Raw genomic sequence first — 12,677 nt, 5'->3', positions numbered from 1 at the left:
CGGAACCACCGAACAGACTGGCTATGCTCACGCCATGGCCGCTCTCGGATGGCTCACTCCCCGTAGGCGCTCCGCCACGGCGCGGAGCGTGTTGGCAGGCGAGGCCTCGGCGGAGGCAGCCCGCAAGTCCTCGCAGGAGGCTGCCGGCGGCGCCGAGGAACCGCAGTTCCCGGTGCACGGCGACGACAAGGCCGCCGCCTTCTTCGACCTGGACAACACCGTGATGCAGGGCGCCGCGCTGTTCCACTTCGGCCGGGGCCTGTACAAGCGGAAGTTCTTCGAAACGCGCGACCTCGCCAGGTTCGCGTGGCAGCAGGCGTGGTTCCGGCTGGCCGGGGTGGAGGACCCCGAACACATGCAGGAGGCACGCGACTCGGCGTTGTCGATCGTGAAGGGCCACCGGGTCTCCGAGCTGCAGTCGATCGGCGAGGAGATCTACGACGAGTACATGGCCGAGCGCATCTGGCCCGGTACGCGCGCCCTGGCCCAGGCCCACCTGGACGCGGGCCAGAAGGTGTGGCTGGTCACCGCGGCACCGGTCGAGATCGCCCAGGTCATCGCCCGCCGCCTGGGCCTGACGGGTGCACTCGGCACGGTGGCCGAGTCGGTCGACGGCGTGTACACGGGCAAACTGGTCGGCGAACCGCTGCACGGCCCGGCGAAGGCGGAGGCCGTCCGGGCCCTGGCCGCGGCGGAGGGCCTGGACCTGTCCCGCTGCGCGGCGTACAGCGACTCCCACAACGACATCCCCATGCTGTCGCTGGTCGGCCACCCGTACGCCATCAACCCGGACTCCAAGCTCCGCAGGCACGCCCGCCAGATGGACTGGCGCCTGCGCGACTACCGCACGGGCCGCAAGGCGGCGAAGGTGGGCATCCCGGCAGCGGCGGGCGTGGGCGCGGTGGCCGGCGGCACCGCAGCGGCCATCGCCCTGCACCGCCGCCGCCGCTGACACGGGGTGCGCAACCACCCGCCCACCCTCACGCCCACGCAACTAGTCATACCGGTCAACCTGATCACCCGGGACGGACATCGCCACGCCCGGCCGGAACCCGGCGAATCCAACTGGCGTACCCCCACAACCCCCTGTCCAGTCCTGTTGGCTGCACACGGCCACAACTTGCCCCGCACTCCACCCCGATCCGGTCCTTTCCGATCAACAAACGGTCACCGTCATGCACTTGATCGACCGTCAATCGGTTACGGAAGCGACGTAATCGATGATTTGAGCAACTCGGTGTAGCAGGGCCTGCACGAAGCGTTATTCTCCTCAGACGCAAACCGGTACCCGACCGTCGCTACGACGGGTGAATGGTCCCGCACTGCACGTGATGGAAGCTCTGCCTCTGGGAGTCCCGTGTACCCACACGTCGGGGTTGACGCCTCGGGCCTGGCTACGCTGCGCGCAACGGTCCTCGACCTGTTGCGCGGCTTCGTCCCCACCGCGTACGCCGTCCCCGCATTCGCCACCGCCGCCCCCGTCGGCCCGTGCTACGCACTCGCCGACGGCAGCGCCGCGGTCGGCAGACGAGGGCGCCCGTCCGGAGCGGCCACCGCCCGCCGCCCCGCCGCGGACAGCGACAGCGCCCGCATGATGGATCTCGTCGAGCGCGCCCAAGCCGGCGAGGCCGACGCCTTCGGCCGCCTTTACGACCAGTACAGCGACACCGTGTACCGGTACATCTACTACCGAGTGGGAGGGAAGGCGACCGCCGAGGACCTCACCAGTGAGACCTTTCTGCGCGCCCTGCGCAGGATCGGCACCTTCACCTGGCAGGGCCGCGATTTCGGCGCCTGGCTCGTCACCATCGCCCGCAACCTCGTCGCCGACCACTTCAAGTCCAGCCGCTTCCGGCTGGAGGTCACCACCGGCGAGATGCTCGACGCCAACGAGGTCGAGCGCTCCCCGGAGGACTCGGTCCTCGAGTCCCTCTCCAACGCCGCCCTGCTCGACGCCGTACGGCGGCTCAACCCCCAGCAGCAGGAATGCGTCACGCTCCGCTTCCTCCAGGGCCTCTCCGTCGCCGAGACCGCCCGCGTGATGGGCAAGAACGAGGGCGCCATCAAGACCCTCCAGTACCGGGCCGTCCGCACCCTCGCCCGGCTCCTCCCGGAAGACGCACGTTGACCGCTACCCACGCACAGCGACACCCAACTCACGTTCCGTGAACGGCGATTGACTTCCCGATCCGATCAACGGACCTCCGTAACCCAAGTGCCGCGCCACTCGTTGTGCGGGATGCAGGCTCCCTGTGGTCACTCCCTGGCCTACTTCGATCACTCGATCGTGTGGATCCGGTCAGGGTGTGCAACCCTCAGGATCCCCTGGGGAGTCGACCGTCATGACGAGAGGAGGTGCCGCCAGTGATCGCGAACGTATCGGCGCACCGGCGGGCGAACGCCTTCGCCCAGGCCCTGGAGGAGCAGTCCGATCGGGGCCCGGCGGCCGAGCAGTCCGAAGGATCGGCACCGGCCCCGGCCGCTGCGGACCAGCCCGAGCAGACGCGTCTCCTGGCGCTCGCCTCCGGTCTGGACGCGCTGCCCAAACCGGAGCTGGACCCCGAGGTCAAGGTCGTCCAGCGGGCGCAGCTGGTCGCCGCGTTCGAGGCCATGCTGCAGGAGGGCACCGCGGCGGGCGGAGCGGCGGATCCTTCGGTGCCCGGGCAGAGGTCCACCCGGGCGCGGGGCGCTCACCGGGCGAGCCCGCTCGGCAGGTTCCGGCCCCGGTCGCGGCTGGCCAAGGGCCTCACCGCGGGCGGACTGAGCGTCGGCGTGGCCGCGGGCGCCCTCGGCGGAGTCGCCGCCGCCAGCTCCGACGCCCTGCCCGGTGACTCGCTCTACGCCCTCAAGCTCGGCATCGAGGACGTCAAACGCGGCCTGGCCGACGGGGACGACGAGCGCGGCCGGGTCTACCTCGACCAGGCCTCGACGCGGCTGAACGAAGCCCGTCGGCTGATGGAGCGCGGCCGCACCGGCTCCCTCGACCACGAGACCCTCGGCGAGGTCCGCCGCGCCCTGTCCGGGATGGGGCACGACGCGTCGGAGGGCCACCGGCTGTTGCGTGAGGCGTACGAGCGCGACCCGGGTTCCCTGGGCCCGATCCAGACGCTGTCGACCTTCTCGCGCTCCCACCGCGACACCTGGGGCGCCCTGCGCGAGCGGCTGCCCGCCCAGCTCGTGGACGTCAGCGAGCAGGTGTCGTCGGTCTTCGACGCCATAGACGAAGACGTCGCCCCCCTGCAGTCCCTGCTCCCCCAGCCCCCGGCCCAGGACGGCGGCCGAGAGGACCGGCGGCAGGGCGAGTCCGGAACGGCGCCCACCGACTCGTCCGCCACGGACCGTTCCCAGGCCCCGAGCACCGGCAGCACCGACACCCGCGGCACCAGCAGCGGCGCCCCGAGCCGGTCGGCCGAATCCGGCGGCGTCAGCGACGGCCTGCTCGGTGGCAACACCGGCGGACTGCTCGACCCGCCGAAGGACAGCGACGTCAGCGCGTCGCCTTCCACGGGCGGCAGCACACCGACAACCCAGCCGGACGTCACGCTCCCGCCGCTCCTCCCCGGCCTGCTGCCGGATCTGGGCATCGAGGAACAGGACACCGACTAGACGACGGGCCCGTACGGCAGCGGGGGCGCCCCTTCTCACGAGGGGCGCCCCCGCTGCCGTACGCACGGCCGTTGTCGTAGGCGCGGCGTCTCACAAGACCGCCAGGCGAAGCCCCTCCAAGAGGGCCGCCAGTGGAGGGCCGCCAGAAAAGGCCGTCAGAAGAAGACCGACCTGCGCTGCACCAGCAGCTTGTACAGCGTGTGCTGGATCTGCTCCCTGACCTGGTCGGTCAGGTTGAACATCAGCATCGGGTCCTCGGCCGCCTCCGGCGGATAGCTGTCCGTCGGGATCGGCTCGCCGAACTGGATCGTCCACTTGGTGGGCAGCGGGACCGCGCCCAGCGGACCGAGCCACGGGAACGTCGGTGTGATCGGGAAGTACGGGAATCCCAGCAGACGCGCGACCGTCTTGGCGTTCCCGATCATCGGGTAGATCTCCTCGGCCCCGACGATCGAGCAGGGAATGATCGGTGTCCCGGCGCGCAGGGCGGTGGAGACGAAGCCGCCGCGGCCGAAGCGCTGGAGTTTGTAGCGGTCGGCGAAGGGCTTGCCCAGGCCCTTGAAGCCCTCCGGCATCACCCCGACCAGCTCGCCCTGCTCCAGCAGCCGTGCCGCGTCCTCCGCGCACGCCAGGGTGTGGCCGAGCTTGCGGGCCAGCTCGTTGACCACCGGCAGCATGAACACCAGGTCGGCGGCGAGCAGGCGCAGATGGCGGCCGGCCGGGTGGTGGTCGTGGACGGCGACCTGCATCATCAGGCCGTCCATCGGCAGCGTCCCGGAGTGGTTCGCCACGATCAGGGCGCCGCCCTCGGACGGGATGTTCTCGATGCCCTTCACCTCGACCCGGAAGTACTTCTCGTACACCGGGCGCAGCAGCGACATCAGGACCTGGTCGGTGAGTTCCTCGTCGTAGCCGAAGTCGTCGACCTCGTAGTCCCCGGTGAGGCGGCGACGCAGGAAGGCCAGGCCGCCGGCGACGCGCCGCTCCAGGCCGCCGCCGTCCTCCCGGGCCTCCCGGGGCGCGTCCGGCGGCGGTTCCTCATGTGTCACGGAAACATCATCCTGCGGAACAGCCCTGGCGGGCAGGGGCTGGACGTCACGTACACGTGCGGGTTCCGCCCCCTGGCGCCTGCTGCCCGCGCTCCGGCGCCGCGGCGGGCGCGGCACGGCGCTCCCGCGGGACCGGTCGTCGTCGAACGGAATGACCTTGGCGTCCGCCATCGTTGATGCGCTCCTCAGTTGGCGCTCTGCGTCGGGGGGTGGCTGCCGCCCAGCACGGGCAGCGCGGCGATCCGGTCGACGGCCCCCGCAAGGGCCTCCGGCGGAAGGAGTCCGGGTCCGCGGCTGCGCGCGAAGTCCGCGAACGTCTCCGCGGTGGTGTACTTCGGCTGGAATCCCAGCGTCTCGCGCATCTGGGTCGTGTCGACCACCCGACCGTGGGTCAGCAGCCGGATCTGTTCCGGCGAGAAGTCCGTCATTCCTAGCGTACGCACCAGCGAGCCCGCCCAGGTGACCGCGGGCAGCAGCAGGGGCACGGTGGGGCGGCCCAGGCGCCGCGAGCACTGCGAGAGCAGCAGGACGCCGTCGCCGGCGATGTTGAAGGTGCCGCTGTTGAGCGTGCCCCGCCGGGGCTCGTGCGAGGCGATCCGCAGCACCTCGATCACGTCGTCCTCGTGCACGAACTGCAGCCGCGGGTCATAGCCGAACACGGTCGGCAGGACGGGCAGCGCGAAGTACGAGGCGAGCGGCGTGTCCGCGGCCGGGCCCAGGATGTTGGCGAACCGCAGGACGCACACGGCGACATCGGGCCGGCGCCGCGCGAACCCGCGCACATACCCCTCGACCTCGACCGTGTCCTTGGCGAAGCCGCCGCTGGGCAGGGACTTGGGCGGGGTCGTCTCGGTGAAGACGGCGGGGTCGCGCGGCGCGGACCCGTACACGTTCGTACTGGACTTGACCACCAGCCGCTTCACGTTCGGGGACTTCTGGCAGGCACCGAGCAGCTGCATGGTGCCGATGACGTTGGTCTCCTTCAGGGAGGCCCGGTTGCCGCTGCCCAGCGGCGTGCCCGTGACGTCCAGGTGCACCACGGTGTCGGCGCCCGACTCGGCGAGGACCCGCGCGATGGTCGGCTGCCGGATGTCGGCGTGGACGAAGTCGGCGCCGCCCAGATGGTGCTCGGGCGGCACCGCGTCCACGGCGACGACCCGGTCCACCTCGGGGTCACGCTGGATCCGTCGTACGAACCGGCCCCCCAGCTGGCGGGCCACTCCGGTCACGAGCACGACCTTGCCCAAGATCAGCGCCTTCCTTCCAGAACGTCGTATCCCGCCGCGTTCCCCCGTGGGGCCAACTTAGCGGGTTGATGTTGCGCTGTGATGACCGCCCACTGCACCAAGTGACGGGAACAGCGGGACGTACGACCAGATCAGCAAGGGTGCCGGTCCAGAGGGACGCACAGGATTCGACCCGCCGCACCAGGACTCCGGACACACGTGTGGCCCCCCACCGGTGGTGGGGGGCCACAGCACGCTCTCGCGGTGACGCGTCGAGAACTTACTTCTTGTTACGACGCTGCACACGCGTGCGCTTGAGCAGCTTGCGGTGCTTCTTCTTGGCCATCCGCTTGCGCCGCTTCTTGATAACAGAGCCCACGACTACCCTCGCTCACTTCTCATCACTCGGTTGTTTGGGCGCCATGGGCCCACACGACCTACGAGGGGCTAGCCTACCCAACCGAGCGCCGAGCTCGTAATCGAGGGTCCGGAGAGACCCCACTGCGTGCCCTGAGGGGTCCCACCGGGCCGCCGGTCAGGCCGACTCCACCCCCACATACGACTCGCGGAGGTAGTCGTGGACCGCCTGCTCCGGCACGCGGAACGACCTCCCCACTCGGATGGCGGGCAGATGACCGCTGTGCACCAAGCGGTACACGGTCATCTTCGACACTCGCATCACCGTGGCGACCTCCGCCACGGTCAGGAACACGACCTCATTCAGAGGCCTCTGGTCTCCAGCCATGACACACCTGAACCTTCCGCACTCGACGGCCACCGGCTTCCCCTTCCGGTGACTCTTCGTCGCTGCGTGCTCACTCCCCAGACTAGGGGCGGGTGATGCGAGTGGGGAAGAGGTGCACCCATCGGCGTCCTACTGTGACAGACACGCCCGATTGAGTACGTAGCGGGTCAGCGGCCGGTAGTAAGCAGGCCGCACCCCGTCATCAAGTGGAACGACGAGGGACACGGACCCCTCGGCCTCTCCGACGAACGGCGCGGGGTCGTCCGTATCGGCGAGTCCGATGGCCTCGAACCCCAGCTGACCTGCTCCGCAGACCCAGCCGTGGTCTCCGATCACCAGCTCGGGCAGCGGCCCGCCGGCGTCGGCCGCGGCGGCCAGCGCAAGACGAACCGGCAGCGGCGAGTGGCTGTGTGCGCCGGGCTCACAACCGGGGCGTTCAGTGCCGGGAGCCCGCACCAGCGCGACTCCTCGTACGTAGGCGAGGTTGTACGTACGTAGGCCGAACCGGGTCGTTATGTCGACACAGCGACCCTGCGCCGGGGTGAGGACGGTACATCCCGCCGCCGACAGCGCGTCCGCCAACGCGACGTAGAAGCCGAGCAGGCGATGGGGGTGCCCGGTACCGAGCAGGATGCTCGCCCGGCGTTCCGCGGCCTCCGCGAGCCGCTCCGCGAAGGTGTCCAGAGCGGTCAAAGTACGACCAGGATCGATCACATCCTGGCCGGAAGTCCGCCCAGGATCGGCCGAAACCCCACATCTGTCCGCCATGAGCTCGATCAGCTCCCGCTGCCCCCAGGACCGTTCGGGATCGATGCCGATGCGCACCCGGGGGTCCCCGGCGGCGAAGAGCCGGTAACTGCGCAGGCTCTCCTCACGCGGTGTCGCCACGGTCCCAGCGAGCCGGGCGGCCAGGAGATGGGCGCGAAGGGCTTGGGGGGTGAGCACAGGTCGATGGTGAGGGACACTCGGCGCGGGTGTCCCAAGAACCCGGGGACAGCGCACGGTCGGCCTAGCGCAACCGCCCGTCGGTTCTGCGGCTCGGCGGCTCGGCGGCTCTGTCGGACTGCTGTCCGGCGGCGCAGCCGCTCTGCCGCTCAGCCGCTCAGCCGCTCAGCCGCTGACCGTCCCGCCGTTCGACCGCCGTGCCGCTCTGCTCGGCCGTCGCGCCACTCCGTCCCGCCCCCTTGCCGCTCGACCGTCGTGCTGCCCTGCCGCCAACCGCTCGACCGCCCCGCTCTTCGCCCACCCGGTTCCACCGCCGTGCCGCTCAGCCGTCCCGCCGCCCGACCGCCGTGCCGCTCGACCGTCCCACCGCTCTACGGCCGTGACGCCCCTGCCGCCCAGCCGCCCAGTTACTCGGTCGTCCCGTCGCTCGACCGCCGTGCCGCCAAGCCGCCAAGCCGCCAAGCCGTTCGACCGCTGAGCTGCCCAGCCGCCCAGTTACTCGGTCGTCCCCCCGCCCCGCCCTTCGACCGCCGTCCCGCCCAGCCACCCAGTCACTCGGCCGTACCGCCCGCCGCAGGCAGCCCCACCGACCCAGCGGCCGGCAGTCCCGCCGCCCCAGCCGCAGGCAGTCCGCCCGTCCGAGACCCAGCCACAGCCGGCGTCGCACCGCCGACGCCGACCCCTCAGGGCAGCAGCCCCCGCAGCGGGAACACCGCCCGCCTCGCCGCCAACACCGCCTGATCCAGGCGGTCGGCGGGGTCGTACCCCGCGTCCCACGACGCCCACGACACAGGCCACCGCCCGTCGGTCATCCGTGCCGGCGCCAACTGCCGGGTCCGTGCGAACACCTCCTGCCGCCACGCCTCGGGAATCATCGCCTCGGGCTCCACGGCCCGCCCCGCGGCGATGCCCACCAGATGCGTCCATGACCGCGGCACGACGTCCACCACCGCGTATCCACCGCCGCCCAGCGCGACCCACTTCCCGTCCGCGTACTCGTGCGCCAGGTCGTGACAGGCGACCTGCACGGCCCGCTGCGCGTCCAGCGACACCGCCAGGTGCGCCAGCGGATCCTCGAAATGCGTGTCGGCCCCGTGCTGCGTCACCAGCACCTGCGGCCGGAACTCGGCGAGCAGCTCCGGCACGACGGCGTGGAACGCCCGCACCCACCCCGCGTCCCCGGTCCCCGCCGGCAGCGCGACGTTGACCGCCGACCCCTCGGCCGCGTCGCCACCCGTCTCCTCCGGCCACCCGGTCTGCGGGAACAGGGTCCGGGGATGCTCGTGCAACGAGATCGTCAGCACCCGCGGATCGTCCCAGAACGCCGCCTGGACACCGTCCCCGTGGTGCACGTCGACGTCCACGTACGCGACCCGCTCGGCCCCCAGTTCCAGCAGCCGCGCGATGGCCAGCGACGCGTCGTTGTAGATGCAGAACCCCGAGGCACCGCCGGGCATCGCATGGTGCAGCCCGCCCGCGAAGTTCACCGCGTGCAGCACCTCCCCGCGCCACACGGCCTCCGCCGCCCCCACCGACTGCCCGGCGATCAGCGAGGACACCTCGTGCATCCCCGCGAACGCCGGATCGTCCAGCGTGCCCAGCCCGTACGACTGGTCCGCCGACCCCGGGTCCAGGGAAGCCGCCTTCACGGCCTCGATGTAGTCCTCCCGGTGGACGAGCCGCAGCGTCGACTCCCCGGCCGCCTTCGCGGCGACGACCTCCACATCCCGGTCCAGCCCGAAGGCGTCGACCAGTTTCCGGGTCAGGGCGAGCCGGACCGGATCCATCGGATGTCCCGGACCGAAGTCATAGCCCGTTACTGCCTCGTCCCACATCAGCTGTGCGCGGCCGCTCATGCCCGCCACCGTATCGGTCCGGTTGAGCCGCGAACGACCTGGCGTACACCAGCGTCACCAGCACCAACACCATCGGCACGAGCATCGCCCCGCGGTAGCTCCACGCGTCCCCGAGCGCCCCGACCAACGGCGAACCGACCAAAAACCCCACATAATTGAAGACGTTGAGCCGCGCGACCGCCGCGTCCGACGCCCCCGGGCCGTACCTGTCGACCGCGTGCCGCCCGGCCGCCGCGAAGGTCTGCGGCACCAGCACGCACAGCCCCACCCCCAGCAGCGTGAACCCGAGCATCCCCACCCACGCCCCGGGCGCGACGGCCACCACCGCGAACCCGGCCGCCGCCACCAGCGCCCCGCCCCGCACCACCGCCGCGGCTCCGAACCGCCGCACTCCCAGGTCCCCGATCACCCGCCCCAGCAGCGTGGTGACCATGTAGACGTTGTACGGCACCGTCGCCAGCTGCTCCGAGCTCCCCAGCACGTCCTGCAAGTACTTCGCGCTCCAGTTGGACACGGTCGAGTCCCCGATGTACGCGAAGCACATCACCAGGCAGAAGGGCAGCAGCCACCGGAACCCCACGGCCCCGCCGGCCCCAGGCTCCCCCGGCCCCAGGGGCTCGCCGCCGCCGTCGACGTACCACCGGCTCCCCAGCAGAGCGGCCGGCAGCAGCACCAGGACGACCGGCAGGTACGACACCCACAACGCCATATCCCAGTGCGCCCCGACCCACGCCAGCGAGGCCCCGCCGATCCCGCCCAGGCTGTACGCCGCGTGGAAACTCAGCATGATGCTGCGGCCGTACGACCGCTGCAGGCTCACCCCGAGCATGTTCATCGACGCGTCCAGAGCCCCGACCGCGAGCCCGAAGGCGGCGAGCGCCACGCCCAGCTCCACCATCCGCTCCCCGGCCCCGACGCCGAGCAGCGCCAGCAGCACGACGGGCTGCGACCACCGCAGCACCCGGCTCGGCCGCACCCGCCTCACCAGCCGCTCGGTCAGCACACTCCCGGCACCGGCGAGAATCGGCACGGCCGCCAGGAACACGGGCAGCAGCGCGTCGGAGACGCCGTACCGGTCCTGGACGGCCGGAATCCGCGTCACGAGCAGCGCGAAGGCGACACCCTGCGCGAGGAAGCTGAACGCCAGCGCCGCCCGGCCGCGCCGCAGTCCGACCGGCAGACCGGCCAACCCGTCTGTCATGGCGGCACAGCGTAGGGCCCACGCCTACTCCCCGGTAGAGGAAGGTGAATACTGCTCAGCTTTTGAGAAGAGTGCCCAGTTCTCCCATGTCGGAGAAGAGCCGCGTGGCCCCGGCGAGCCGCGCCGCGGGCGTCATCGCCGTGAACCCGTAGACGTCCATGCCGGCCGCCAGCGCCGCCTGCACGCCGAGCGGACTGTCCTCGACGACGACACAGCGTTCGGGCGCGGCCTGCATGACGGAGGCCGCGTGGAGGAAGAGATCGGGCGCCGGCTTGCCCCGCCCGACGTCCTCGGCGCTGAAGACACGCCCGTCGTCGAACCACCGGTCGAGCCCGGTCGTCCGGTGGCCGAACCGGATCCGCGCATGGCGCGAGGACGACGCCACGCAGTACGCCACACCGCCGTCCCGCAGCGCGCCGAGCACCTCCGCGACCCCGGCCACCGGCCGCAGCTCCCGCTCGAACGCGGCGAGAGTCCGCACCAGCAGCTCCTCGTCGAACTCGCCCGGCAGCTCCGCCCCGTGCCGCTCGCGGATCGTGTCGTGGATCCGGTGGACGGACCCGCCCATGTAGTCGCGCACGGAGTCCTCGTACGACGTGGGGTAGCCCAACTCGGTCAGGTACGCCGCCAGTACGGCGTTGGCGAGGGGCTCGCTGTCCACGAGCACCCCGTCGTTGTCGAAGATCACGAGGTCGTAGCGCATGTCCCCGACCCTAGACGGCGCCACGAGCCCGGCGCGGGCAGACCCGGGCCGGGCTGTGCACCACGCGACCGTCAGGCGCCGATCTTCCCGACGCCGGCCCCGGCCCGCACCAGCGAGGGCACGTTGGCCACCGGATCGAGCGTGTACGCGTAGAAGGTCCGCGGTTCGGTCACACTGCCGTTGGCCTCACAGGTCCCGGACCCGACGAACTGGTTGCCGCGCTGCACCAGCCGACCCGGGCCGGAGTCCGCGTATCCACTGGCCGAGTAGCAGGGATGGGGGACGTTCTCGAAGTAGTTCCCCTCGACCAGCACGCCGGCGTTCATCGTCGACGCGATCCCGTACAACTCGTTGTTCCGGTAGTAGTTGTTGTACACGTGCACGGGTTCACCGAACCGCACCCGCGGATTGCGCTGCTTCGACCCGTCGAAGAAGTTGTGGTGGATGCTCACCTTCAACTTCCCCGCGTCCTGACCGCCGTTGCCGTCCGAGTGCCCGATCAGCATGTTCTTGTCGGTCTTGTTGAACCAGTTCCAGGACACGGTGACGTACTCGGCGGCCCGGTTGATGTCGAGGGCACCGTCGACGGGAGCGACGAACTCGTTGTGGTCGATCCAGATGTGATGCGATTCCCGCCCGACGTTGACGGCGTCGTCCTCGGCGTTGGTGAACTTGATGTTGCGCACGATGACGTTGTACGAGCGGTAGAAGTCCAGTCCGCCACCGTTGATGACGCCCGACGTACCGACCCCGATGATGGTCTTGTTCGGCCGCACGCCTTGCTTGCTGCTGATGTCGATGGTGCCCTGCACCTTGATGACCAGCGGCCCGACCGTGTCGATGTACCGCAGGAACTGCTCGGACGTGGTCGCGGTGACCGTCGGCCCACCGGCTCCACCAGTGGTGCCGTTCTGCCCCAGCGCGTTGACGGCGGCGAAGCCGGTGGGAGCCGTCTCGGCCAGCGGCGCCGCGGCAGACCCGTCCGCAGCAGCCTGGCCGCCGAGCCCCAGGGCACTGACCAGGAGGACGAGCGCCAGGGTCAACGAGGACGATCTCATGAGGTACCTCCCCGGATAGAAAGCGCTTTCCGAACGCCTCGAAGGTAGGGGGGCGTCCTGGCCATGTCAACGGTTGGATACGGCCAATGAAATGCCCGTCGGCTGTCATACAGAAATGCAGAAAGCCCCGCATCATACGATGCGGGGCTTTCTCAATGATTGTTCGGCGGCGTCCTACTCTCCCACAGGGTCCCCCCTGCAGTACCATCGGCGCTGTAAGGCTTAGCTTCCGGGTTCGGAATGTAACCGGGCGTTTCCCTCACGCTATGACCACCGAAACACTATGAA

At 70.6% G+C, this 12,677-nt stretch carries 12 protein-coding genes and 1 rRNA gene; 3 read left to right on the top strand and 10 right to left on the bottom strand.

Annotation, left to right across the window (positions count from 1 at the left end; genetic code table 11):
- Window positions 1-34: 34 nt before the first annotated feature.
- From ACFPZJ_RS30715 to ACFPZJ_RS30705, 3 genes are all read left to right on the top strand, one after another.
- A complete protein-coding gene (locus tag ACFPZJ_RS30715; protein WP_381028397.1) occupies window positions 35-952 on the top strand; it encodes an HAD family hydrolase in 918 nt (305 codons plus the stop codon).
- A 405-nt stretch (window positions 953-1,357) separates the two neighbouring features.
- Entirely contained in the window at window positions 1,358-2,128 is a 771-nt protein-coding gene (locus ACFPZJ_RS30710) for an ECF subfamily RNA polymerase sigma factor, BldN family (RefSeq protein WP_031117141.1), read from the top strand.
- A gap of 236 nt (window positions 2,129-2,364) precedes the next feature.
- The gene (locus ACFPZJ_RS30705) at window positions 2,365-3,606 is read left to right on the top strand and encodes a DUF5667 domain-containing protein (RefSeq protein WP_381028394.1); all 1,242 of its coding nucleotides are present in this window, start codon (window positions 2,365-2,367) and stop codon (window positions 3,604-3,606) included.
- Window positions 3,607-3,761: 155 nt separating this feature from the next.
- On the opposite strand, the gene ACFPZJ_RS30700 is transcribed toward ACFPZJ_RS30705, so the two are convergent.
- The 10 genes from ACFPZJ_RS30700 to rrf all read right to left on the bottom strand — a co-directional run bounded on the left by ACFPZJ_RS30700 (window position 3,762) and on the right by rrf (window position 12,667).
- Complete coding sequence (locus ACFPZJ_RS30700) at window positions 3,762-4,826, bottom strand: lysophospholipid acyltransferase family protein (RefSeq protein ID WP_381028391.1); 1,065 nt, start codon at window positions 4,824-4,826, stop codon at window positions 3,762-3,764.
- Between the two features lie 14 nt (window positions 4,827-4,840).
- On the bottom strand, window positions 4,841-5,902 hold the full coding sequence (locus ACFPZJ_RS30695; protein WP_381028388.1) for an NAD-dependent epimerase/dehydratase family protein: 1,062 nt from the start codon (window positions 5,900-5,902) through the stop codon (window positions 4,841-4,843).
- A 259-nt stretch (window positions 5,903-6,161) separates the two neighbouring features.
- Window positions 6,162-6,260, bottom strand: coding sequence for a 30S ribosomal protein bS22 (locus tag ACFPZJ_RS30690; RefSeq protein WP_003948845.1), 99 nt, complete (start codon window positions 6,258-6,260; stop codon window positions 6,162-6,164).
- Window positions 6,261-6,416: 156 nt separating this feature from the next.
- On the bottom strand, window positions 6,417-6,626 hold the full coding sequence (locus tag ACFPZJ_RS30685) for a helix-turn-helix domain-containing protein (RefSeq protein ID WP_030067109.1): 210 nt from the start codon (window positions 6,624-6,626) through the stop codon (window positions 6,417-6,419).
- A 129-nt stretch (window positions 6,627-6,755) separates the two neighbouring features.
- Window positions 6,756-7,571 (bottom strand): phosphatase, encoded by an 816-nt coding sequence (locus tag ACFPZJ_RS30680; RefSeq protein ID WP_381028385.1) that lies wholly within the window; start codon window positions 7,569-7,571, stop codon window positions 6,756-6,758.
- A 683-nt stretch (window positions 7,572-8,254) separates the two neighbouring features.
- Window positions 8,255-9,427, bottom strand: coding sequence for an acetoin utilization protein AcuC (locus tag ACFPZJ_RS30675; protein WP_381028382.1), 1,173 nt, complete (start codon window positions 9,425-9,427; stop codon window positions 8,255-8,257).
- Window positions 9,378-10,628, bottom strand: a complete 1,251-nt coding sequence (locus ACFPZJ_RS30670; RefSeq protein WP_381028379.1) for an MFS transporter — start codon at window positions 10,626-10,628, stop codon at window positions 9,378-9,380. The genes ACFPZJ_RS30675 and ACFPZJ_RS30670 overlap by 50 nt, the downstream gene beginning before the upstream one ends.
- Before the next feature lie 55 nt (window positions 10,629-10,683).
- Complete coding sequence (locus ACFPZJ_RS30665; protein WP_381028376.1) at window positions 10,684-11,331, bottom strand: HAD family hydrolase; 648 nt, start codon at window positions 11,329-11,331, stop codon at window positions 10,684-10,686.
- A 71-nt stretch (window positions 11,332-11,402) separates the two neighbouring features.
- Window positions 11,403-12,389 (bottom strand): pectate lyase family protein, encoded by a 987-nt coding sequence (locus ACFPZJ_RS30660; protein WP_381028373.1) that lies wholly within the window; start codon window positions 12,387-12,389, stop codon window positions 11,403-11,405.
- Between the two features lie 161 nt (window positions 12,390-12,550).
- A 5S ribosomal RNA gene (rrf, locus tag ACFPZJ_RS30655) occupies window positions 12,551-12,667 on the bottom strand.
- Window positions 12,668-12,677 lie beyond the last annotated feature (10 nt).

The organism is Streptomyces bullii, from assembly GCF_042657145.1.
GTDB classification, from domain to species: domain Bacteria; phylum Actinomycetota; class Actinomycetes; order Streptomycetales; family Streptomycetaceae; genus Streptomyces; species Streptomyces bullii.
The sequence above is the reverse complement of the archived record's forward strand: the minus strand, read 5'-3'. Positions and strand labels throughout refer to the sequence as shown.

Coding starts and splice junctions, on each gene's coding strand:
- ACFPZJ_RS30715 (WP_381028397.1), top strand. CDS start 35: ATGGCCGCTCTCGGATGGCTCACTCCCCGTAGGCGCTCCGCCACGGCG.
- ACFPZJ_RS30700 (WP_381028391.1), bottom strand. CDS start 4,826: ATGGCGGACGCCAAGGTCATTCCGTTCGACGACGACCGGTCCCGCGGG.
- ACFPZJ_RS30685 (WP_030067109.1), bottom strand. CDS start 6,626: ATGGCTGGAGACCAGAGGCCTCTGAATGAGGTCGTGTTCCTGACCGTG.
- ACFPZJ_RS30675 (WP_381028382.1), bottom strand. CDS start 9,427: ATGAGCGGCCGCGCACAGCTGATGTGGGACGAGGCAGTAACGGGCTAT.
- ACFPZJ_RS30670 (WP_381028379.1), bottom strand. CDS start 10,628: ATGACAGACGGGTTGGCCGGTCTGCCGGTCGGACTGCGGCGCGGCCGG.
- ACFPZJ_RS30665 (WP_381028376.1), bottom strand. CDS start 11,331: ATGCGCTACGACCTCGTGATCTTCGACAACGACGGGGTGCTCGTGGAC.
- ACFPZJ_RS30660 (WP_381028373.1), bottom strand. CDS start 12,389: ATGAGATCGTCCTCGTTGACCCTGGCGCTCGTCCTCCTGGTCAGTGCC.